General features: G+C 67.9%; 18 protein-coding genes and 1 tRNA gene. 4 read left to right on the forward strand and 15 right to left on the reverse strand.

The genetic code is table 11. From position 1 onward, the window contains the following. Positions 1 to 69 precede the first annotated feature (69 nt). Positions 70 to 1,470, forward strand: coding sequence for an aldehyde dehydrogenase family protein (locus tag MLG87_RS02905; protein ID WP_243293714.1), 1,401 nt, complete (start codon positions 70 to 72; stop codon positions 1,468 to 1,470). Between the two features lie 56 nt (positions 1,471 to 1,526). Continuing rightward, positions 1,527 to 2,795: a chloride channel protein gene (locus tag MLG87_RS02910; RefSeq protein WP_243293715.1), complete on the forward strand. Its 1,269-nt coding sequence runs from the start codon at positions 1,527 to 1,529 to the stop codon at positions 2,793 to 2,795. 36 nt (positions 2,796 to 2,831) lie between these two features. Here the strand turns inward: MLG87_RS02910 and MLG87_RS02915 are convergent, their stop codons facing one another. From MLG87_RS02915 to MLG87_RS02950, 8 genes are all read right to left on the reverse strand, one after another. After that, positions 2,832 to 3,641 (reverse strand): SDR family oxidoreductase, encoded by an 810-nt coding sequence (locus MLG87_RS02915; protein WP_243293716.1) that lies wholly within the window; start codon positions 3,639 to 3,641, stop codon positions 2,832 to 2,834. 60 nt (positions 3,642 to 3,701) lie between these two features. Then, entirely contained in the window at positions 3,702 to 5,687 is a 1,986-nt protein-coding gene (abc-f, locus tag MLG87_RS02920; RefSeq protein WP_243293717.1) for a ribosomal protection-like ABC-F family protein, read from the reverse strand. Between the two features lie 108 nt (positions 5,688 to 5,795). Continuing rightward, positions 5,796 to 5,871: transfer RNA gene (locus tag MLG87_RS02925), tRNA-Ala, on the reverse strand. A 50-nt stretch (positions 5,872 to 5,921) separates the two neighbouring features. Next, positions 5,922 to 7,907, reverse strand: a complete 1,986-nt coding sequence (locus MLG87_RS02930; RefSeq protein ID WP_243293718.1) for a LysM peptidoglycan-binding domain-containing protein — start codon at positions 7,905 to 7,907, stop codon at positions 5,922 to 5,924. Between the two features lie 4 nt (positions 7,908 to 7,911). Further along, the gene (gene gcvH, locus MLG87_RS02935) at positions 7,912 to 8,298 is read right to left on the reverse strand and encodes a glycine cleavage system protein GcvH (protein ID WP_243293719.1); all 387 of its coding nucleotides are present in this window, start codon (positions 8,296 to 8,298) and stop codon (positions 7,912 to 7,914) included. A gap of 47 nt (positions 8,299 to 8,345) precedes the next feature. After that, positions 8,346 to 9,449 carry a glycine cleavage system aminomethyltransferase GcvT gene (gene gcvT, locus MLG87_RS02940; RefSeq protein ID WP_425250880.1) on the reverse strand — a complete coding sequence of 368 codons (1,104 nt, stop codon included), beginning with the start codon at positions 9,447 to 9,449 and terminating at the stop codon, positions 8,346 to 8,348. 39 nt (positions 9,450 to 9,488) lie between these two features. Continuing rightward, a complete protein-coding gene (gene sfsA / locus MLG87_RS02945) occupies positions 9,489 to 10,229 on the reverse strand; it encodes a DNA/RNA nuclease SfsA (RefSeq protein WP_243293721.1) in 741 nt (246 codons plus the stop codon). Beyond that, positions 10,226 to 10,777 carry a D-glycero-alpha-D-manno-heptose-1,7-bisphosphate 7-phosphatase gene (locus MLG87_RS02950; RefSeq protein WP_341848569.1) on the reverse strand — a complete coding sequence of 184 codons (552 nt, stop codon included), beginning with the start codon at positions 10,775 to 10,777 and terminating at the stop codon, positions 10,226 to 10,228. The genes sfsA and MLG87_RS02950 overlap by 4 nt, the downstream gene beginning before the upstream one ends. 81 nt (positions 10,778 to 10,858) lie before the next feature. Between MLG87_RS02950 and MLG87_RS02955 the strand changes: the two genes are divergently transcribed. Next, a complete protein-coding gene (locus MLG87_RS02955; RefSeq protein WP_243293723.1) occupies positions 10,859 to 11,569 on the forward strand; it encodes a CoA transferase subunit A in 711 nt (236 codons plus the stop codon). On the opposite strand, the gene MLG87_RS02960 is transcribed toward MLG87_RS02955, so the two are convergent. From MLG87_RS02960 to MLG87_RS02990, 7 genes are read right to left on the reverse strand one after another with little or no spacing between them, the layout of a single operon-like run. Continuing rightward, complete coding sequence (locus MLG87_RS02960; RefSeq protein WP_243293724.1) at positions 11,550 to 13,370, reverse strand: hybrid sensor histidine kinase/response regulator; 1,821 nt, start codon at positions 13,368 to 13,370, stop codon at positions 11,550 to 11,552. The two genes, MLG87_RS02955 and MLG87_RS02960, sit on opposite strands and share 20 nt — an antisense overlap. Further along, positions 13,367 to 15,037 carry a sensor histidine kinase gene (locus tag MLG87_RS02965; protein WP_243293725.1) on the reverse strand — a complete coding sequence of 557 codons (1,671 nt, stop codon included), beginning with the start codon at positions 15,035 to 15,037 and terminating at the stop codon, positions 13,367 to 13,369. Before MLG87_RS02965 ends, MLG87_RS02960 begins: the two co-directional genes overlap by 4 nt. Positions 15,038 to 15,078: 41 nt before the next feature. Beyond that, positions 15,079 to 17,565, reverse strand: a complete 2,487-nt coding sequence (locus MLG87_RS02970) for a methyl-accepting chemotaxis protein (RefSeq protein ID WP_243293726.1) — start codon at positions 17,563 to 17,565, stop codon at positions 15,079 to 15,081. Between the two features lie 25 nt (positions 17,566 to 17,590). After that, positions 17,591 to 18,121 (reverse strand): RsmD family RNA methyltransferase, encoded by a 531-nt coding sequence (locus MLG87_RS02975; RefSeq protein WP_243293727.1) that lies wholly within the window; start codon positions 18,119 to 18,121, stop codon positions 17,591 to 17,593. A 12-nt stretch (positions 18,122 to 18,133) separates the two neighbouring features. Then, positions 18,134 to 19,135, reverse strand: a complete 1,002-nt coding sequence (locus tag MLG87_RS02980) for a beta-ketoacyl-ACP synthase III (protein ID WP_243293728.1) — start codon at positions 19,133 to 19,135, stop codon at positions 18,134 to 18,136. 50 nt (positions 19,136 to 19,185) lie between these two features. Continuing rightward, positions 19,186 to 19,617: a chemotaxis protein CheW gene (locus MLG87_RS02985; RefSeq protein ID WP_243293729.1), complete on the reverse strand. Its 432-nt coding sequence runs from the start codon at positions 19,615 to 19,617 to the stop codon at positions 19,186 to 19,188. After that, positions 19,610 to 21,640 (reverse strand): chemotaxis protein CheA, encoded by a 2,031-nt coding sequence (locus MLG87_RS02990; RefSeq protein WP_243293730.1) that lies wholly within the window; start codon positions 21,638 to 21,640, stop codon positions 19,610 to 19,612. The genes MLG87_RS02985 and MLG87_RS02990 overlap by 8 nt, the downstream gene beginning before the upstream one ends. A gap of 121 nt (positions 21,641 to 21,761) precedes the next feature. On the opposite strand from MLG87_RS02990, the gene kdsB reads away from it, so the two are divergent. After that, positions 21,762 to 22,547 carry a 3-deoxy-manno-octulosonate cytidylyltransferase gene (gene kdsB, locus MLG87_RS02995; protein WP_243293731.1) on the forward strand — a complete coding sequence of 262 codons (786 nt, stop codon included), beginning with the start codon at positions 21,762 to 21,764 and terminating at the stop codon, positions 22,545 to 22,547. Positions 22,548 to 22,598 lie beyond the last annotated feature (51 nt).

Consider the following 22,598-nt stretch of genomic DNA (forward strand, 5'->3'; position numbering starts at 1 on the left):
CAGGAGTCTCCTGCACGGTCGCGGCGATTCTTGGATAGCATGGGCGGAACTCACCGTTCTGGAGCGCCCGTGACCTCTGACGTGGAAGCCCTCTTCGCCCGCCAGCGAGCTGCCCGCTGGCGGGTGGCGGCCACGTCCGCCGACCAGCGCCGGGCAAAGCTCCGGGCCTTGCTGGATGCCCTCATGGCCCACCGGGCTGAGGCCCAGGCGGCCCTGGCGGCGGACTTTCGGAAGGCGCCGGAGGAGGTGGACCTCACGGAGCTCTACCCCGTCATCTCTGAGATCCGGGACGCCCTGCGCCATCTGCCGCGCTGGATGAAGCCACGCCGGGTGCCCACCCCCATCGGCCTCCTCGGCAGCGTAGGCACCGTCATCCACGAGCCTCGGGGCGTGGTCCTTATCATCAGCCCCTGGAACTACCCCATCTACCTGACGCTCGGCCCCCTGGTATCCGCCCTCGCCGCGGGCAACTGCGCCGTGCTCAAGCCCTCGGAATTCACCCCCCGCACCAATGCCTTCCTCCGGAAGCTGCTGACCGGTCTCTTCCCGGAGGAGGAAGTGGCCCTGGTGGAGGGCGAGGCCGACGCAGCCCAGGCCCTGCTGGCCCTGCCCTTCGACCACATCTTCTTCACGGGCAGTCCTGCCGTGGGGAGATCGGTCATGAAGGCCGCCGCCGAGCACTTGGCCTCCGTGACGCTGGAGCTGGGCGGCAAGTCCCCCGTGCTGGTGGACGCGGACGCCAACCTGCGCGAAGCCGCCCGCAAGGTCGCCTGGGGCAAGGGGCTCAATGCGGGCCAGACCTGTGTGGCGCCGGACTACGTGCTGGTCCACACCCGCGTGCATGACGCCTTCGTGAATGAGCTGAAGGGCGCCTTCGAGACCTTCTACGGCGCCTCGCCTGAAGCCCGCAGGGCCAGCCCGGACCTGGCCCGGATCATCAACGATCGGCATTTCACGAGGATCCAGGCCCTTCTGAGTGGGTCCGCAGCCCAGGTCGCCTTCGGCGGCGAGGCGGACGCCGCCACGCGCTACATCGGTCCGACGGTGCTCACGGACGTCGCCCCCACCGCGCCCATCATGCAGGAGGAGATCTTCGGCCCCCTGCTGCCCGTGCTGCGGGTGGAAGACATGGGCGAGGCCGTGGCCTTCGTGAACGCCCGGCCCAAGCCCCTGGCCCTCTACGTGTTCAGCGGCAGCGGCCGATCCGCCGGGGCCCTCCTGGCCCGCACCACGGCCGGGGGTGGTTGCATCAACGACACGGTGCTGCACTTCGTCCACACGGGCCTCCCCACGGGCGGCGTGAACACTTCGGGCTTCGGCAAGGCCCACGGCCGCCACGGCTTCGAGGCCTTCTCCAATGCCCGGGGCATCCTGCGCCAGCCCACGCGCTTCTCGGGCATCCAGCTCATGTACCCGCCCTACACGGGTTTCGTGCGGCGTATGATCGACTTGACCCTGAAGCACTTCTGACCCGACTCGGGTGCCATTCGTTCCGCGAGGCCCCCGAGGGCCCCTAGAGACGTTCCATGCAACTCAGCCACCTCCTCCAGTCGCGGGCCAAGCGCAGGAACCTCAGGGTCCTGGCGCACGGCCGCCGCATCATCTTCCTCATGCTCCCCCTGGGCGCCTTCACCGGGTGGATGATGGGCCTGGCCGTGGCCGCCTACCTCGCCCTCTTCGAGTGGTTCCGGGAGAGCATGACCCGGAACCACCTCGTCCTCCTGCTGCCCCTGATCGGCCTGCCCCTCGCCACCACGATCCTGGCCCTGGGCGGCGTTGGCGACGTGACCCTGGCCGAGGACATCGAGATCTCCCACAAGGACCCCTACCGGGCCTTCCCTTTCCGGGAGTCGTTCATCAAGGTGCTGGCCTGCTTCGCCACCATCTTCCTCGGAGGAAGCGCGGGTCTGGAAGGGCCTGGAAAGTGGTTCGGCGCCGCCGTCGGGCTCCAGTGCCACCGGCTGGTCCGGTCCCTCTCCCGCCGGCTCCAGTTCTTCCGCAGGCTCCTGATGGACGCGCACACCATGGTGGCCTGCGGCGCGGCGGGAGCCCTGGCCTCAGTCTTCCGTGCGCCGCTGAGCGCGGCCCTGTTCGCGGCCGAGCATGACGGCACCCTCCGCTCGCTCAACCTGGTGCCCACCCTGGTGGCCGCCGCCTCCGGCTATCTGGTCTTCGCCGCGATGATGGGACACCAGCCCCTGCTCACCCTCACCCGACCCTACACCCTGGCCTGGCACGAGATCTGGATGGCCCTTCCGCTCGGCCTGGCCTGCGGCCTGGGCTCCAGCTTCTTCAGCGCGGCCCAGGCCAGCTTCCGCAGGCGGCTCGCCTGGCTCCCCCTTCCCCTGCGGGGTCTGGCGGGCGGTGTGGGACTGGTGGTGCTCATGCTGCCGGGACACCTCCTGCTGCCTGGCATCCCTGTGGCGCGCGGAGGAGGCGTCGAGCTCGTGAACCACCTCCTGGCGACCCCGCCCGACCTGCGCATGGCCCTCATCTTTCTGGGCGTGAAGATCCTGGCCACCGCCCTCACGCTCGGGTCCGGCGGCATCGGCGGCACCTGGTTGCCGGCCGTGGCCATGGGCGCCTGCCTCGGCTCCGCCTTCGATGCCTGGTTCCTGCCGGGCTATCCGGGGCTGCTCACGATGCTCGGAGCCACAGCCTTCGCGGGAGCCTTCAACGAGACGATGCTGGTTCCGGTCGTGTTCCTGGCGGAGACGACGGCCCAGGCGGCCCTGGTGGTGCCGGCCCTGGTGGCCACTGCTGTGGCCTATCTGGTGGCCCGGGAATGGGACTGAAGGTGCCCCCCGTCCAGGGCTACGGCGCCCGTTCTGCTAATGCCGTCCCACGAACTCGTCCATGCTGCGGTTCACGCCGAAGAAGCTGAGCACGGCGTCGAAGAGGAAGGGCGGGAGCACGCGGATGACGGGTACGGTCATCACGAAGCGGGGCATGATCAGGCGCGAGCGGTTCCCTTCAACGGCGCCCAGGATGCGCCACACCACGTAGGCGGGCTTGAGGATGGGCAGCAGCCACGCGAAGCGGGTCTTCACACCCTCGAACATGCCCGTATCGATGAAGAAGGGGCAGACCACCGTCGTGCGCACAGGGCTGCCCAGCCGCTTCAGTTCCATGCGCAGGGATTCGTCGAAACCCACGGCGGCGAACTTCGAGGCGGAGTAGTCCACCAGGCGCGAGGTCCCCGCCAGGCCCGCGGCGGAGGCCACCGTGACGATGTGCCCCTTCCCCGCCGCCAGCATGTCCGGCAGGAAGGCCCGGACGGTCCAGAAGTTCGCCAGGACGTTGACCTGGAAGGTGCGCTCGATGCCTTCGTCGCTGCACTCCAGGAGCGTCTTCCCGGACACGATGCCCGCGTTGTTGACGAGGATGTCGACACCGCCGCGCTGCCGCCGGATCTCCGCGCAGGTGGCCTGGACGGCGGTGCGTTCGGAGAGGTCGACCGCGAAGCCCCTGGCCTCCCCGCCCTTGGCCAGGATCGCCTCACAGAGCGCATCCAGGCCCTTCGCGTCCCGGTCTAGCAGGCTCACGCGGGCGCCTCGGGCTGCGGCCTCCAGGGCCATGAGCCGGCCCAGGCCGCTGGCCGCACCGGTGATGAGGACGTGGGCGCCTCGGAAGGAAGTCATGGAAGCCTCGGGGGTTTCCAGGATCCTAGCAGGCTCTGAGCTCGGCTCTTAGCTCGGCTCTTAGCGCTGGGCTTCCTCCAGGGCGCCCTGGGCCGCCTCCCAGTCGCTCATGGCATAGGCCAGGTCCGCCTCCAGCGTCTTCTGGGCGTCCAGCTTGGCGCTGAAGGCCTTCCAGTCGGCGGGATCCATGGCGGCCATCTCCTTCTGGAGCTCCGCCAGCTTCGCTTCCAGCTCCGCCACCTTGGCCTCGGCCTCGGCCACGTGCTTCTCGAAGCGTTTGATGGCCCGCTGTTTGTCTTTGTCGATGGGCTTGGGAGACGGAAGCTGGGGCTTGGCAGGGCCCTGCGGCTTCGCTGCCGGGCTTGGCTTCGCCTGCGGAGAAGCAGCTTTCTTGGGAGTCTCTGGCTCAGGGCTGCCATTGATTTCTTCGGCGCTCAGGTCCAGGTCCACCCAGGCCTGGTGGTCTTCGTAGCCGCCTTCGCGGAACTCCGCGCGGCCTTCGTGGATGCGCAGGAGCGAATCCGCCACGCGGCCCAATAGGTAACGATCGTGGGTCACCACGATGGCCGCGCCGGTGAAGCTCAGGATGGTGTCCTCCATGGCTTCCATGCTGGGGATGTCCATGTGGTTGGTGGGCTCGTCCAGCAGCAGCAGGTTCACGCCGTGGCGGATGAGCGTGGCGATGCTGAGCCGGGCGCGCTCGCCGCCGGAGAGGGCCGTCACGGGCTTGTCCACGTCGTCGCCGCGGAACTGGAACTTGGCCAGGAAGCCGAGCACGTCCTGCTTCAGGGCCTGGGGGTTCACGGCGTGGATCTGCTGGAACACGGTGTTGCGCGGGTCCAGGTTCTTGTGATGCTGGTCGAAGTAGCCCAGCTTCACCTGGCTGCCCAGGCGGGCCCGGCCGGTGATGAAGGGGATCTCCTCAGAGATGGCCTTCAGCAGCGTGGACTTGCCGGTGCCGTTGAGGCCCACGATGCCCATCTTCTGCCCCCGCTTGATCTGGAGCTGTTCCAGCGGCGCGTAGAGGGCCTTCCCACCCCAACCCACGCTGGCATTCTCCAGCACCAGGGCCACGTCACCGCTGCGCTGGGTCTCGGGAAAGCTGAATTTCACTTTCCGTCGGTCCCGCAGAGGTTTCTGGATGCGTTCCAGCTTGGCGAGGTGCGTGCGACGACCGCGGGCCTGCTTGGTGTTCTGGCCCGCGATGTTGCGGCGGATGTACTCTTCCTGGTTCTTGATGTAGGCCTGCTGCTGCTCATAGTGGCGCTCCAGCAGCTCGAGCTCCTGCTCCTTCTTCTCCATGAACTCGGAGTAGTTGCCGTCGTAGGCCCGGGAACGGCCCAGTTCCAGCTCCAGGATCTCGGTGGCGATCTTGTCCAGGAAGTAGCGATCGTGGCTGATGACCGCCACGGTGGCGTCCGTGTCCTGGATGAACGACTCGAGCCAGCGCAGGCTGGGCAGGTCCAGGTGGTTCGTGGGCTCGTCCAGCAGCAGCAGGTCCTGGCCCTGGAGGATGGCCTTGGCGAGCATCACGCGGCTCTTCTGGCCGCCGGACAGCGTCTCCACCGGGCGCTCGAAGTCTGCGGAGCCGAAGCCCAGCGCCTGGAGGATGCTTTCGGCGCGGGCGCGGATGGTGAAGCCGTCGAGGTGCTCGAAGGCTTCCGTCACCTTCTGGTAGCGGGCCATCACCTCATCGAGGTCGGAGCCCGTCTCGCCCATGCGGTGCTCCAGCTCACGCATCTCGTGCTGCAGCTTCTCCACGTCGCCGAAGGCCGCCAGCGCCTCCTCCAGCACACTGCCCTCTGTCTCGGGCACCAGGTCCTGGGCGTAGTGGCCCATGCGGATGCCACGCTCCTTCGTGGGCTTCACCACCGTGCCGCTGTCGGCCTCCAGCTGGCCCAGCAGGAGCTTGAAGACGGTACTCTTGCCCGCACCGTTGCGCCCGATGACGCCCCAGCACTCGCCCTCCTGGATCGCCCAGGTCACATCCTTCAGCACCTCCTGGGGGCCGAAGCGGAGATCCACGTGGTTGAGGGAAGCGAGCATGGGGTTTGAGCTTTCGGCTATCAGCTATCAGCTATCGGTGCGAGGGTGGCTGACAGCTGATAGCTGAAGGCTGACAGCAAGAAGGCCACCTTGCGGTGGCCTTCTGTTTGGTGGAGCCAATCGGGATCGAACCGACGACCTCTTGCATGCCATGCAAGCGCTCTCCCAGCTGAGCTATGGCCCCAATGGGGAAGACCCAGTATCACACTCCTTTGCGGCTTCCGCAAGCAGAGATCATCGGGGTGCCAGGCGGAGCTTCTGGCCCGCCATGACGCGGTCGCCTTTCATCCGGTTCCAGGCCTTGAGATCCATGGGATCCAGACCGTACTTCCGGCCGATGGCGGCGAGGGTCTCACCGCGACGGACGACATGGATGCGGGGCGTGGCCTCCGTCCTTGCAGAGGCGCCGGGCCCCTTGGAACCAGGCAGCAGCACGCCATCCCCGGGGTGCAGAGCCTTCACAGCCTCCGGGTTGAGCCTCATGAGCTCACCCAGTGGGATCTTCCGGGCCCGGGCGATCTTGGCGAGGGTGTCTCCGGGTTTGGCCCGGTAGGTGGCGCCGGTGGATGTGGGTTCGGAGGAGGTGGCGTCGGTCCGATCGGCGTTGGCCGCAGAACTGGGCGCGCCCGCGGATGCCGGAGAAGGAGCCTCAGACCGGACGGGAACCTGAGGGATCGCCGGGGCGGCGCCGCTGCCCGCTTCGACCGCCGGGGCCGGGGCGCCTTCCGCAGGAGGAGCGGACACCACGGGAACGGCCGGGAGAGGATCCAGGGGCCGGTCGCCCAGCAGCTTCACGCGCTCGATCCTGGGCGCGAGATCCCGCGCGTCCAGAAGCAGGCTGGGCGCGGGAGGAATCAGCAGGCGCTTTCCAGGCTTGAACTGCCGGGCGGTGATGTCATTGGCATCGAGCAGGTCATCGGGCGTCAGCTTGAACCGTTTCGCGACCTTCACGAGGGTGTCGCCCCGGCGGACCGTGTAGTGCTGGAAGTTCAGCCGCCGGCCCGCCGGCATGCGGGCGAGCTGCCGCATGCACTCCAGAGCCTTCCCGGGGGGCACGCGGAGGGTGTAGCTCCCCGGAGGCGTGGAGCCTCGCAGAAGCTCCGGATTCAGGGCCTTCAGCGTCGACGCGTCCGTCCCTGCGCACCGGGCCAGTACCGCGAGGCTGGTCTGGGTGGGGACCGTGACCGTCTCGTAGACGTAGGGCGCGAGAGGGGCGATGTTCAAGCCGTACCGGACCGGATTGCGTCCCACCAGGATCGCGGCGCAGAGCTCTGGAACGTAGTTCTTGGTCTCGGTGCGAAGCCAGCGGGAGCGGGCCAGGTCCCAGAAGTTGCGCGTGCCCACGTTCTGGATGGCGCGCTCCAGAGTCAGAGGGCCCGCGTTGTAGCCGGAGGCCGCCAGGTACCAGTCCCCGGAGATCTCGTAGAGGCGCTTCAGGTAGCGGGCCGCGGCCCGGGCGGACTTGACCGGATCGCGCCGTTCTTCGACCCAGGCATTGGCGGTCAGTCCGTAGATCCGCCCGGTGGAGCGGATGAACTGCCACATGCCCACGGCCTTGGCCCGACTCTTGGCCTCGTTGCGGAAGCCCGATTCGATGACCGCGAGGTAGGCCAGGTCCGAGGGGACGCCCTCCTCAGCGAAGACCTGCCGGATCATGGGCATGTACACCGACGCGCGGCCCAGGGCGTTCTCCATGAAGCCGCGCTTGGTGGTGGTGAAGACGCTCACCCAGGTGAGCACCTTGTCGTTCAGATCGATGGGGAAGTCGTAGGTCGCCCCCTGCTCGGCCGCGCGCACCTTCTCCAACTCGCTCTTGAGCTCCTCGCCGCTGATGGAGATCACCTCCTCAGCGGCCTTGAGCCCGGGTTCCGCCTCTCCCGGCGCCTCGGGCTCCTCGGCGGCCAACTGGTCCTGCACTTCCTTCAGGCGCTGGATCAGCTCCTGCACCTCCGGCCTGCGGAGCAGCTCGGGAGACCAATCGGCCGTGAGGACATCGGCCTCATCCGAGCGGGTTCCGGCCGTGTCCTCATCGTCCGCCTCCAGAGCCTTCTCAGCGGCTTCGACCAGGGAGCGCAACCGCGCGATCCGCGTCGCATCGGATTCGGGCGCCCGGACGGGGGCGACCACCGCCTGGGGCACTCCCGGGGGCTGGGAGGACGGCAACGGTCCCGGGACCGGCACCGTCCCCCAGAGCAGGGCTGTCAGGAGCGGAAACGGCATGAGCCTAGTGGCTTTCCGCGCTCACCAGGGCTTCGTAGGCGGCGGCGTCCAGCAGGTCGGCGGACAGGGCGCCGGACAGCTTGATCTTGACCATCCAGCCCTTGCCGTAGGGGTCCTCGTTCACGGCTTCCGGATGGTCGGCCAGGGCCGCGTTCACTTCGAGGACTTCGCCGGCGGAAGGCATATTCAGCTCGGACACCGTCTTCACGGACTCCACCGTACCGAACTCCTCGCCAGCTCCGAAAGAGGCGCCGGCCTCCGGAAGGTCCACGAACACCACGTCACCCAAAGCGTCCTGCGCGTAGTGCGTGATGCCCACCAGGGCAGTGCCGTCGCCCGCGGGCTTCACCCACTCGTGGTCCTTGGTGTACTTCAGATCGGCAGGGAACATGAATCCTCCAGGTTGGTCTATGAAAACTGATAGCTGACGGCTGAGAGCTACTTCTGGCGCTTGTAGAACGGCGTGGGGATGATCTCCGCATCCACGGCCCGGCCGCGGATCTCGATCTGGATCCGCCCGCCGACCTTGGCCAGCTCGGTGGGGACGTAGGCGAGGCCCAGGTTGAAGCCGCAGGTGGGCGAGGGCGCGGCGCTGGTGACAAAGCCGATCTGCTTGCCAGCCTGCACCACGGGCATGTGGTCGCGGGCGATGTCCCGCTTCTCGAGGGTCTTGAAGCCCACCAGCTTCCGGGGCGCGGGAGCGGCCTTCGCGGCCAGCAGGGCATCCCGGCCAATGAAATCCCCCTTGTCCAGCTTCACGATCCAGCCCAGCCCGGCCTCCAGGGCGTGGATGCTGTCGTCGATCTCGTGGCCATAGAGGGCCATCTTGCACTCCAGGCGCAGGGTGTTGCGGCAGCCCAGGCCCGCGGGGACCAGGCCAGCAGGCTTGCCGGCGGCCAGGACGGCGTTCCAGAGCTTTTCGGTGTCGGCGGCGGCGCAGTAGAGCTCGAAGCCGTCCTCGCCGGTATAGCCCGTGCGGCTGATGAGGCACTTGATCCCCGCCACCTCGCCGTGCGTGAAGAAGTAGTAGCCGATGGGATCGAGCGGGGTCTTCGTGAGGGGCTGGAGGATGCCCACCGCCAGCGGGCCCTGGAGGGCGATCTGGCCCGTGGCCGGGCTCTCGTTCACCACCGTGCAGTCGAAGGCCGCGGCGTGCTTCTGAACCCAGGCGAAGTCCTTGTCGATGTTGCCGGCGTTCACCACCAGGAGGAATTCCTGCTCGCCCTCGCGGTAGACCAGCAGGTCATCCACGAAGGTGCCGTTCTCGTAGAGGAAGGCGGTGTAGTGCACCTGGCCCAGGGCCAGCTTGGAGACGGCGTTCGGGGTGAGGTACTCCACCAGGGCCAGGGCTCCGGGACCCTTCACGCGGAACTCGCCCATGTGGCTGACATCGAAGAGGCCCACCTTGGTCCTGACCGCTTCATGTTCCGCGATGATCCCGGTCGGGTACTGCACGGGCATGTCCCATCCGCCGAAGTCCACCATCTTGGCGTTCAGGGCGCGGTGGGCGGCGTTCAGAGGCGTCTTCATCAGCTCGGACACAGAAGTGGACATGGGGAACTCCGGTTGGAAAGCCCCAGTCTATCGCCGGGGCACCCAGGGCAGAAGGCCCGGTAATTCCCATCCCAGCCTCCACAGACCGCTCTCCTCCTGCCTTGTGACCAGACGCACAGCCAGCGGCAGGACCATCACGCCGGTATCCGCCGCACGATCAAGCTCCGCCGCATAGGCCGGATCGATCTCGCGGGCCGCATCGAACCGGTCCACGTCCGTGCGGTGCACGAACAGGGCGATGGCGGCGCGGTGACCTTGGCGGACCATGGCCTGGAGCTCACGCAGGTGCTTGGTTCCACGTTCGGTCACGGCATCAGGGAAGAGGGCCCAGGGTCCGCCCTTCAAGGTGGTATTCTTCACCTCGATGAAGATCTGGCGACCCTCCCCATCCTCGGCCAGCACATCGATGCGGCTGTTCTCGGCGCCGTATTTCACCTCCGTGCGCACGCCGCGCAAGCCGGGCAGCCCGGGCAGCGCGTCCCGCCGGGCGGCCTCGGCCACCACCCGGTTCGGCATGCCGGTTTCCACGCCCACCCAGCCGTCGGCCCGCTCCACCGCCAGCCAGGTGAACTTCAGCTTGCGATCGGGATTCGAGGCGGGTTCCAGCAGTACCCGATCCCCGGCCTCCCAGCACGTCTTCATGGAACCCGTGTTGGTGGTGTGAGCGGTGACGATGGAGCCATCCCCCAGCTTCACATCCGCCAGAAACCGCTTGTAGCGCTTGATCAGCGTGCCCGGCACCAGCCCGGCCTTCTCGACCAGGATCATGGCCACTGGGCCAGGATGCGTTCCACGGCTTCTGACAGGTCCGCGGCCACCAAATCTGCCATGGACCCGTCCACCTCGACCCCATAGCCCGTGCGGACCAGGGCCACCCGGCACCCCGCCCGGCGGCCGGCCTCCAGGTCGATGGCCTTGTCTCCGACCATCCAGGACCCGGCCAGGTCGAGATCATGCTCTTCCGCCGCTTTCACCAGCATGCCCGGGTTCGGTTTGCGGTCCGGGTGATCCGCCACGGCATACTCCCCCTGCCCCTTCTCGTGGTGGGGGGCGGCGTACACGGCGTCGATCCAGGCGTTCTCCAGGGCCAGCAGCGTCCCCATGCGGCTCATGACGGCGGCGAAATCCTGCCACCCGTATTTCCCCCGCCCGATCCCGCTCTGGTTCGTGACCACCACTACCGGGATGCCCCTGGCATTGAGGCGGGCCACGGCCGCCGCAGAGCCCGGAATCATCGCCAGGCGGTCCGGTTCGCTGAGGTAATCCACCTCCTCGTTGAGGGTGCCATCACGATCCAGGAACACTGCGGGCTTCACGGGGCCTCCTCCCGGTTCAAACAGGGACTGGAGCAGGATGCCAGAGATGGCACACTGTTGGGCCGTTCCGAGGTTCGCCCCATGATCGACAAGCGCATCAGCACCGCCCTGGAAGCCGTGAAGGACATCCCCGACGGGGCCCACCTCGCCGTGGGCGGCTTCGGCCTCTGCGGCATTCCCGAGCACCTCATCGCGGCCCTGGCCCAGACCGGCATCAAGGGCCTGACCTGCTATTCCAACAACGCCGGCGTGGACGATTTCGGCCTGGGCATCCTCCTGCGGAACCGCCAGATCCACAAGATGGTCAGCAGCTATGTGGGCGAGAACGCCGAGTTCGCCCGCCAGTTCCTCAGCGGCGAGCTGGAGGTGGAACTGGTGCCCCAGGGCACCCTGGCGGAGCGCATGCGGGCCGGCGGCGCCGGCATTCCGGCCTTCTTCACACCCACGGGCGCCGGCACCAAGGTGGCCGAGGGCAAGGAAACCCGGCGGTTCCAGGGGCGCGAATGCGTGCTCGAGCAGGGCATCTTCGCGGACTTCGCCCTGGTGAAGGCCTGGAAGGCCGACCGGCTGGGCAACCTCGTCTACCGAAAGACCGCCCGCAATTTCAACCCGATGGCCGCCACCTGCGGGAAGGTCTGTATCGCAGAGGTGGAGGAGATCGTCGAGGTGGGTGAGCTGGATCCCGATGCCATCCACACCCCCGGCATCTTCGTCCATCGGCTCGTGCTGGGGACGGCCTACGAGAAGCGGATCGAGAAGGTGGTGACGCGCGTCAGTCCATCCGGAGGCTGAGCCGGAGAACGGTTCCACGAGGGGCGGCCAGAAGTTCGACGGTGCCCCCGTAGGCGGTCATGAGCTGGGCGCAGGACGGCAATCCAGCCCCGGGGCGCCGCCCCGGCTCCGGGGCCGGAGCCTCAGGCCGCAGCCCGGACAAGGGTTCGAAGGCCCGCTCCAGGAGTTCCGGAGCGATGGGGCCGCCGTCGTCCTCCAGTTCCAGGCGGAAGTGCCGCTTCCCTCCCCAGGAGCGCAACTGGATCCGGCTCGCGGCACCCCCCAGCGCATGGGCCACGAGGTGCCCCAGCAGGTCCGAGAAATCGGTGGAGACCCCGAAGATCAGGTCCCTGGGGGCCTGCAGGTTGAGCTCCAGCGGGAATTCCGGTGGGAGCGTCCCGTCCACGTGCAGGATCTCCAGTTCCTGGTGGATCAGGTCGTGCAGGTGGATCCACTCCGGGGGGCTGGCTTCGACCTGACCCGTCCGGCGGAGCAGGACCCGGACCAGGTCGTCCACCTGGGCGATGGCGCGGCGGATCGATTCCATGGAACGCTGGCAGGCCTCCCGCTCCTCGGGGGGCGGGATATCGGCCCGCTCCATGTGGACGGACAGGATGTGGCTCTCCTCCTTCAGGGTCCGCACCGGCGTCTGGAGGCGCTGGGCCATCTGAAGGAAAAGGGCGCCGAGAGCAGTCTTCCGGTCCTGGGCCACCAGGGCGCGCTGGGCGTTCTTGAGCGCCACATAGGTGGATTCGAGCCCCTCGTAGCTGGTGCTGAGGGCCTGGCTGGTCTCGTCCAGGTGGCTGATGAGCTCGGCGTTCTCCACCGTGACCTGGAGGCTGCTGGCATAGAGGGCGGCCAGCTCCATCTCGAAGGCCTGGAAGGCCGCGCCGGAGCGATCCGCCGCGAGGAACCCCCAGAGGCGGTCCTCACCGGAGCGGCTGCGCAGGGGCAGCAGCATCGCCTGGGCCCGCGGATCCCACAATCCCAGGTCGATCCCCTGCTCCCAGGCCGCTGTCTGGCGGAGCTCCGTGTTCATGAGGACCAGGCCGGCCGGAAGCGCCTCCACTCCGGCGGCCAGGGGCTGCTCCCTGGGCAACACGGGCGTCTCCTCCATCCCGCCGGGACCCCAGGTCCAGCCTTGGAAATAGGCCCCGCTCGAGTGCAGATGGTAGGTGGTCAAGCGCTCGAGACTCAGCTCTTCCCGCATCTGCCCCAGGACCCGCGAGCGGATCTCGTCCACGTCCCTGAGGGGAATGGTCTCCCTGCTGAGGGCCAGCAGCCTGGAGAGGTGGTGGCTGCGCTGCTCCAGCACGGCCTGGACCTCCAGGAGCTTCCGGTTGCCCTCCTGCGCCTCGCGGAGCTGGGCCTCCAGATGCTCGACCACCTGGTGGGTGAACTGCCGGAGGGCCGCGCCTTCCCGTCCCTGCTCGAGGCGGTCCCGCTGCCCGCCGAGGTAGGCCTCGACCTGCCCCACGAACAGGAAGGGATCGATGGGCTTGGAGATGAACCCATCGCAGCCTGTCACCAGCGCGGTCTCCCGGTCGCTGCGCATGGTCTTGGCGGTGAGGGCGACGATCAGGACACCATTCATGGACGGGTTCTGACGCAGCTTGGTGGCCACCTCGAACCCCGAAAGGCCGGGCAGGTTGATGTCCAGCAGGATCAGGGCCGGCTTGAGCTGCACGGCCATCTCGTATCCCTTCAGGCCGTCGTCCGCCCAGTGCGGCTCGAACCCCGCCTGGGAGAGCAGGCGGTGGACCAGCCGCCAGTTCATGGCGTTGTCCTCGATGCAGAGGATCTTCCGGAGGTTGCTGCTCATGCCGCCACCCCGGTGACCAGGGGCATCTCCACCTCGAAGACGCTGCCCTCGCCCTTGCGGCTGGAGGCCCGGATGCGGCCGTTCATGAGTCCCATGAACCGCTGGCTGATGGCCAGGCCGAGGCCCGTCCCTCCGAAGCGCCGCGAGATGCTCCCATCCACCTGCTGGAACGGTTTGAACAGGCGGCCCAGGTCCTCTTCCGTCATGCCGATGCCCGTGTCCTCGATGCGGACGAAGAAGCGATCTCCAACGGCCTCGGCCGTGATCCGCACGGACCCGCTTTCCGTGAACTTGACCGCGTTGCCCACGAGATTCGTGAAGACCTGCCGGAGGCGGTCCCGATCCCCCATGACGCGGAATGGGCCGTCGGGACGCTGGTACTCCAGGGTGATGGGGCGATCCTGGACCAGACCCGCCGCCATGGCTTTCACTTCGTCCAGCAATGCCACGGGATCCACCTCCTCGAGGTCCAGGGCCATCTTGCCCGCTTCGATCTTGGAGAGGTCGAGAATCGAGTCGATCAGACCCAGAAGAGACCGCCCGTTCTGGTAGATGATCTGAAGATCCTCTTTTACCTCCTCCCCCAGCCGCCCGCCAGGGTCCTGCATGAGCATGCCCGAGAATCCGATAATGGAGTTCAGGGGGGTCCGCAGTTCGTGGCTCACGTTCGCCAGGAATTCGTCCTTCAGCCGGTCCACCTCCTTCAGCTTCTGGTAGCTGGTGAGCAGGCTGTCATTGAGATCCCGTAGCTCCCGGGTCTTCTCCTGGACCTTCTCCTCCAGGGTGCTGGCCCAGGCCTTGAGCTCCATCCGGCTCTGCTCCAACCCTCGGGTGCGCTCCTGGACGAGCTGCTCGAGGTTGGCGCGGATCTCCTCCAGTTCCCAGATGGTTTCCATGAGCTGACGGGTGCGTTCCTGGACGCGGTATTCCAGCAGGCGGTTCTGGCGCTCGATCTCGTCCCGGGAGACGCGCAGCTTGTCGGTCATCACCTCGAAGGACTGGCTCAGGTCCTGGATTTCGTCCCGTGTGGAGACCTTCACGGAGACCGTCTCCAGGTGGCCCTGGGCCACTTTCTGGGCGGCCTCGGTCAGCTGGATCACCGGCCGGAGGTAGCGGTTCGAGAGGAAGATCGCCGCCCCGATGCCCAGCACCAAGGTCACCAGGCCCACCGCCAGGCTCGCGCGGATGTTCTCGCGGACGGCCCGCTGGGTCCCCTCTGTGGTGAAGCCGAGCACGAGGGTGCCCACCTGGTCGGCCCGTGGCTCCTCGTAGAAGACCGGCGCCACGGCCACCAGCATGTTGCTCTCCCGGCGGGTGTACGTGTGGGAGATACCGTCCCGCAGCACCTGGCCCGTGGCCCACTCGGGCGTGGTCGGCGTGCTGTCCAGGGCTTCGCCGTCCGAGCCGTAGACGGCGCTGAACCGGAAGGAGGGGATGTTCTGGACGCCCTGAAGGACCTTGGCGATGTCCCGGGTGTTCCCTTTGCTCACCGCCGGGCCCAGGGCATAGCTGGCCGTCTCGGCCACCTGTCGGGCGCTCAGTTCAGCCTGGGCGCGGATCTGCTGTTCCACCCACCGCGGGTAGTAGAGCAGGTTGAAGGCGATGAACGAGAGGACCAGGATGCTGATGACAGCGCTCAGCTTGGTCTTGATGGACAGGCGGTACATGCAGGGGGCCCGGGGAAGCGGCTTCCAGCCTAACAGTAGCGCTACAACTTGAAGAGGTTCACCTCTCGGTTGAGCATGTGGACCTGGACCCCCAGCTGTTCCACGGCTCCGCTGGAGTCCTCGATGGCCCGTTCGCTCTCCAGGGCCTTGCCCAGCACCCGGTTCATGGTCTCCTTCAGGGACAGCACATGGTTCTCCTGGCGGGCCAGGATCTCGTGGAGGCTGCTGGCCAGGGTCCGGACCTGCTCCGTGGCCTTCGCGATTTCATCGCTGCCCGCGCTCTGCTCCCGGGTCGAGTCCCGCACCACGCTCGTGGCCTGCTGGACGTTCATGGCCAGGGACAGGATGTGGTTGCTGGTCTGCTGCTGCTCTTCCATGACCGAGCGGATCGTTTCCACCTGGTGGTGGATGTTCCGGTTGGCCTCGTGGATGAGGCTTGCCTGGCCGCCCTGCTGGAGGGTCTCGCTGAGGATGCTCTCCACCACCCGGTCCATGCCCCCGACGGATTCGAGGATGGCCTGGAGGGCCTCTTCGCTCTGGACCACGGATTCGGCTCCGTCCCGGACGGCGTCGATCCCCAGCTCCACCTGCTGGTAGGCCTTCCGGATCTCCGCCTGCAGGGTGCCGATGATCTGCTGGATCTCCTGGGTGGAACGCCCGGTCTGCTCGGCGAGCTCCTTGATCTCGTCGGCCACCACGGAGAACCCCTTGGCCTGCCCCTCCCCCGCCACGCCGCTCTGGGAGGCGATGATGGCCGCGTTCAGGGCGAGCAGGTTGGTCTGCTGGGCGTGGCTCCCGATGTAGTCCAGGATCTTCGCGATGTCCGTTCCCTGCTGCAGGAGGGTGCGCGTGGTGCTCTGGAAGTCCTGGACGACCCGGTCGATCACCTGGATCTTGTCCCGGTTCCTGGCCACCAGCTCCATGCCGCGGGCCACGGTGTGGATCACGTTCTTGGCATAGCGCCGGGCGATCTTTACGTTGTCGTCGATGGCGGAGGCGCTCTGCTCCAGATTCTCCGCGAACTCCCGCGTGTGCTCGGCATGGCCGGCGAGGTGGTCGACGTTCTTGCCCACGTTCTTGATGGAGATGTCGAAGTCTCGGATGGCGGAGGTGATTCCCTCGACCACCAGCAGCAGCTCATCCATGCTCCGGTTGATCTGCTGCACGCTGGCGGCCATCTGAACGATGGTCGAGTTGGTGTTCTCGGAGGCCAGGCTCAGCTCCATGGAGCTGGCGCTGATGCTGATGGAGGTATCCGTCAGCTCGTTGATCTCCTCGTGGAACGATTCGATGAGTTCGCGCTGGCCATGGCTGGACTGGCGGACCCCGTCCGCGGACTCCCGGATCGCGCTGGAGGCCCTGGCCAGGTCGCGGCTGGCCGAACGGATCTGGACCACCATGCCCCGCAGGCTCCCCACCATGCGGCCGAAGCCTTCGGCAAGGGTGGCCACTTCGTCATCGCTGTAGACGGCCTCGAGGGTATCGATGCGCCCCTCCCCCACCCGCTTGGCGTTGCGGCTGAGCAGCAGCAGCGGCTGCTGCACGTCGCGGAGGATCAGCTGGATGAAGTAGATCAGGAAGATCCCGGCCAGGAGCAGGATGGCCAGGCTGGGCCGGAACGCCTTCCAGATGGCGTCCGCGTATTCGGACTCGGGGATCACCGCCCGGAGCTTCGAGCCGTCCGGGAGGGGCTGGATCACGACGATATCGCCGCCTCCCCCGGGCTGGAGGCGGGAGCCGAGCAGGTTTCCCCCCTTGCTAGCGGGGAGCTGGAGCGAAATGCCGCCGCCAGTGCCGAGCCTCAGCGTGCCCATGAAGGCATCCAGGTCTTCCGGGGTGGTGTTCATCTCCTGCACGAAGGCCACGGAATCCTCGAGATTGGCCAGCTCGTTCCTGGCGTAGCTCGTGACCTTGGTGCGGATGGAGGACTGGAGCGTGAGCCCCGACACCAGGAGGGAGAGCATGAGCACGCCCCCGGTCATGGCCAGGATGCCGAAGCCGAACTTGGCCCGCAGGCTGGTGGCGAAACGCGCTTCAGATTCGGTGAACCCCGGTTGTCCGGCCAGGAGCCGGTAGATCTTCATCAGGTTCTGCTTGGTCAGGAAGTACTGGCTGATGGCCGCCAGCGCCACCACAACCAGGAATATGGCCGCCATGACCGAGCTCACCAGGATGCTCTGGCCCAGGTGCAGCTTCACCCACAGGTAGGTCCCGGCGCTCAGGCAGGCCCCAAGGTAGAGGAACAGCAGCGATGAGGTCTGCGGGAACCGGGTCAGGGAGCGGTAGAGGTCCGCCTTGAGGACTCCTTCCGCCAGGAGGCCGTCCAGGCGGCGGATCTGGAGCATCGAGGCCCCCACCGCCAGCGCCAGCAGGCACGCCGTGGCAGCCAGCCCCGGGAGGGTCAGCCGGAATTCCGGAGGCGCCGTGAGCACGAACAGCAGGAAACCCACCAGGAAGGCCGAGAGCCAGACGAGCCCGGTGCTCCGCTTCAGCCGGGCGAGCACCATCGCCAGGACGGACGGATCCACCCTGGCGGGAGCCTCAGCCTTGAAATCAAGCTGGGGTCCAGAAATGGAATCGGGCTGCACCATACTCGCGTGTTTCGGCCAGAGCCCAGCCGTCCTGTAATTCCAGCCGGATGCCCCGGTCCGTCTCGAACACGAGGACGCCGCCCTCCGCCATCCAGGGCCTCAGCCGGGCGGCCATCCGGCCCCAGAGGGCCTCGGCCTGGTCGTAGGGGGGGTCCAGGAACACCACCGCCTGGTCGCGGAAGGCATCCGCGGGCAGTCGGCGGAAATCCGCCCGCATCGTCCTGACCTCAGTCGCGTGGGCGTTCCTGAGCAGGCAGGACCACCCGGGCTCGGAGACTTCCACGCACGTGACCGGCCCGTACCCCCGGGAATGCGCCTCGAGCCCCACCGCGCCGGTACCGGCGCACAGGTCGAGGAAAGGGCCCGAAGGCCATCGCTGGAGGATGGAGAATAGCGCCTCGCGGGCCCGGTCGGAGGTTGGCCTGACCCGCAGGTCGCCGGCTGGGGGGGCCGTCAGGCGCCGCCCCTTCAGGCTCCCGGCGATGATCCGCATGGTGCCGGAATCTCAGTAGGCCCAGCGCAGGAGCGTGGAGCCCCAGGTGAAGCCCGCGCCGAAGGCGGACAGCACCACCAGGTCGCCCTTGGCCATGCGTTTCGCCTCCACGGCCTGGTGGAGGGCGGTGGGGATGGTGGCCGTGGTGGTGTTGGCGTAGCGGTCGATGTTCACCATCATGCGGGAAGGATCGAGCTCCAGCCGCTTGGCGGCGGCATCCATGATGCGGATGTTGGCCTGGTGGGGCACGAACAGCTTCAAGTCGCTGCCCCGGAAACCGTTGCGGTCCAGGAGCAGCTTGCTGTTGTCGGCCATCTCACGAACAGCGTTCTTGAACACCTCGCTGCCGGCCTGGTGGATGTAGTGTTCCTTGGCTGCCACGGTCTCCGCGGTGGCGGGCTTCAGCGAACCGCCCGCGGGCATGAACAGGAAGCAGCCGCCGGAGCCGTCCACCTTGTGCTCGAAGTCGAGGATGCCGAGGCCATCGTCCACCCGCTCCACGATCACGGCGCCGGCGCCATCCCCGAACAGGACGGCGGTGGCGCGGTCCTCCTTGTTGATGATGGTGGACATGATGTCCACGCCCACCACGGCGACCCGGCGCACGCCGCCGGCGGCCACCAGGCTGGAAGCCGTGGTCAGGGCATAGAGGAAGCCCGAGCAGGCGGCATTCAAGTCGAACCCGAAGGCGTTGGTGGCGCCCACCATGTCCTGGATGCGGCAGGCCGTGGCCGGGAACAGGGTGTCGGGGGTCACGGTGGTGACCAGGATCACATCCAGCTCGGAAGCCTTGATGCCACGGTTATCCAGCGCCATCTGAAGGGCCGGGGCGCCCAGCTGGGAGGCGCCGGTGCCGGGCTCGACCCAGCGGCGCTCGCGGATGCCGGTGCGGGTGCGGATCCACTCGTCGTTGGTCTCCATGATCTTGGAGAGATCGTCATTGGTGACCACGTTGGGAGGAAAACATTGCCCAGTTGCGGTGATTCCGACGGGGGCGGCAAGGCGACGGTTCAAGGGGGCCTCCGGGCACGAAACCCCCATCATCGCATGGACGGCCCAGGCAGTCAGCGGGCCTTGCGGAGGCGGTGCAGGAGCGCCAGAAGCCGATCGGGATCCAGCACCGGCAGATCCTGATTCTCCAGCCGGCACAGCCCCGCCAGGATGGGCCCCCAGGCATCCTCGGCCGGAGGGTCGTTCAAGCCCCCCTCCGGGGCCTCCACGGTGCCGGCCAGCCCTTCTAGGGGCAGGCCCAGCCGGGGCCGGAGGACCGCCAGTACCGCGGGGGGCGCCGCGTGGTCCGAATCTCCCCCAACCACGCCCCAGTCCAGCACCGGAAGGAATTCCCCATGATGAAGCACCACCCCCTGGATGCCCGGGGGGCCGCTGGGAATGGGCGTCACCGGGGAGCCCGGCACCACCTCCCGGAGTTCGGACACGGGCAGCAGGAACGCCCGCCCGGCAGCCCTGGCGTGGAGGAGCAGGCGTGATTCAGACATCGGCCACCCGCTTCATGAGGGAATCCATGGCCAAGCCCATGACCGCTTCCGGGTCCAGCACCCAGAGGACGCCGTCCTCCTGGAGGCTGCCACCCATGATGCCCGGGGCGTGGGCCAGCTCGGGCAGGCTCCGGAGCAGGAGCTCGACGCGGCCCGCGACCTCGTCCACCCCCAACGCGAGGTCCAGCCCAGCCTCGGCGGCGGCACCCTGCTGGCGAAGCACCACGAAGAACTGCTGGCCTCCGGATGGCTCGGGCAATCCCAGGCAGGCCTGGAGCGATTCCATGGGCAGGTCCCGGCCCAGGACCTCGATGCGCCCGCCCCCGTGAACGGGAGCGAGGCTCGACTGGACCCGAAGCACGTGGTTCAGCGGCACCCCAAAGGTCTGCTGGCCGCAGCGGACCTTCAGACAGGCGATCACGGCCCTGGACAGGGGCAGGCTCAGCCGGACCAGGCTGCCCCGGCGGGGTTCGCTGGAGATCTGGATGTCGCCGCCCATCCCTTCCACCTCGGCCCGCACGACGTCCATACCCACGCCCCGGCCCGAAATCTGCGAGGCCCGCTCCTTGGTGGAGAAGCCGGGCTCCAGGGCCAGCCGATGGAGGTCTTCAGCGGAGTGGGCCTGCCCCTCCTTGAGCAGCCCCATGGCGAGGCCGCGCGCCTCGATGCGGGCTAGGTCGAAGCCGCGCCCGTCGTCCCGGAGGTCGAAGCGGAGGTTCCGGCCCCGCTGAGAGGCCGAGATCTTCAGGGAACCCGTTTCCGCCTTGCCCTGGGCCGAGCGTTCCTCGGGGCTCTCGAGCCCGTGGTCGAGGGCGTTCCTCACAAGGTGGAGGAACGGCTCCGTGAGCCGCCCGAGCAGGCTTCTTTCGAGCTCCAGATCCCCGCCCTGGAAGGTGAGCCGGACCGGCTTCCCCATGTCCCGGCTGAGGGCCCTCACCATGGGCTCGATCCTCTGGAACAGGCTCTCGACCTTCACCATGCGCATCTGAAGGAGGGCCTTCTGGACCTCCAACAGGCCGGCCTCGATCTCCCCCATCATGGCCATGGGCCGGGCCAGGCCGGGATCCTGGATCTCCCGGAGGGCCAGGCTCGCCGAGTCCCGCACCTGCGCGACGGTCATGAGCCTGGCCTCCAGGGCATCCACCCGCTGGGCCGGCAACCTCAGAACCTCGGCATCCTGAGGCAATGCCTCCGGGGAATGGGAGGCCACCGGCGCGGGTCCCGGCGCTGGCGGCGCGACTAGGGGGCCGGGATCCGCCTTCAAGCTGGCCGGCACCCGGTCCGGGTCGGCCAGTTCCATGATTTCCAGATTCTCCTCCGGAAGGACGCCCAGGGCGTCGGTCTCCAGCGCCGGCGCGGCCACCAGCAGGAGGAAAAACAGGCCGTCGCGGTCGTCGTGCATCTCGAGCGGCAGGGTGGAGATCAGCTCGCCCTGGGCGCCCGCCGCCTCGCTGATGCTCCGGAGGCGGTCGTCGAAGGTCGCCAGGTCCAGCCGGACGCTGACGCCCTGGATGGGAATGCCCACCAGGAGCACCGCGGTCACCCGCGTCCGCTCGTACTCGGACAGAGCCTTCAGCATGTCCGGCGGGAGGTCCAGGAGCGCGGTGAGGTCGAGGACCGCGCCTTCGGACGGCCTGGCCAGCGCCTCCAGCTCACCAAGCTGGCGCCGGATGGCGTGCAGGTAGTCCTCCGGCTCCGGCCGTCCCCGCCGGAGCTCGGTCAATCCGGACTCCAGGGCCTGGATGCCGGCTTCGAGCGTTTCGATCAGCGAATCCGTGGACCGGAGCCGCCCCTGGCGCATCAGGTCGAAGATGTCCTCCATGCGGTGGGCGGCCTGGCTGAACCGGGGGAAGCCGAGCATCCCCGCCATGCCCTTCAGCGTATGGGTCGTGCGGAACAGGGCGTTCACGGAGGCTTGCACCACGTGCGGCGGCTGGGGCGATTTCAGCGTCGCCAGCCTCTGCCGGGCCTGCACGAACAGGTCCTCGCATTCAGCCCAGACATCGTCAAAGGAGGGATCCATGGAACTCCCGATGAGGTGGCATCGGCAGGAGCGTCCAGAGACTGGAGTCCGGAGGGTTCAGTCCCCAGGCCCCGGTCCTCAGGCCTCGGTCCTCAGGCCTCATCCCGTCTAAACTGCTCCCATGCGCACCCTCGCCGTCCTCCCCTCCCGCTTCCAGGCCTCCCGTTTCCCGGGCAAGCCCCTGGCCCTCATCGCCGGGAAACCCATGATCCAGTGGGTCTTCGAGGCGGCCAAGCGGGCCCAGGGCGTGGACCGGGTGGTGGTGGCCACGGATGATGGCCGCATCGCCGACACCGTGAAGGGCTTCGGCGGCGAAGCCGTGATGACGGACCCCGCCCTGCCCTCCGGCACGGACCGCACGGCGGCCGCTCTGGAAGCACTGGGCGAATCCTTCGACTGCGTGCTCAACATCCAGGGGGATGAGCCCGCCATGCACCCCGACACCGTGGCTGCCGTGGTGGCCCTCATGCGCGATCAGCCGGACCTGCCCATGGGCACGGCCGCCTGCCCGTTCGCCCATGCCGACGAGCTGTTCAACCCCAACGCCGTGAAGGTGGTGGTCGACGATCACCGACGGGCGCTCTACTTCAGCCGCAGCCCCATTCCCTACCTGCGCAATTCCTCGGTCTTCGAGCCGGACTTCCGGCCCTGGATGAAGCCGGAGCAGCTGGCCCACTTCAAGCGCCACCTGGGACTCTACGCCTACCGGCCGGATGCCCTCAAAGCCTTCACCCGGCTGGCGCCCCACCCCCTGGAGCAGCTGGAGATGCTGGAACAGCTCCGCGCCCTGGCGGCGGGCATCCCCATCGGCGTGGCGGACACGCCCTTCCTGAGCCTGGGCGTGGACGTCCCCGCGGACGTGGCCGCGGCGGAAGCCCTGCTGCGGGAGCGGGGGCTGGCCCACTAGGCGCCGCCGGTCCAGGCGCTCTAGGCGCCAGCCGGTCCAGGCGCTCTAGGC

This window comes from Geothrix mesophila (assembly GCF_022808835.1).
Taxonomy (GTDB): domain Bacteria; phylum Acidobacteriota; class Holophagae; order Holophagales; family Holophagaceae; genus Geothrix; species Geothrix paludis.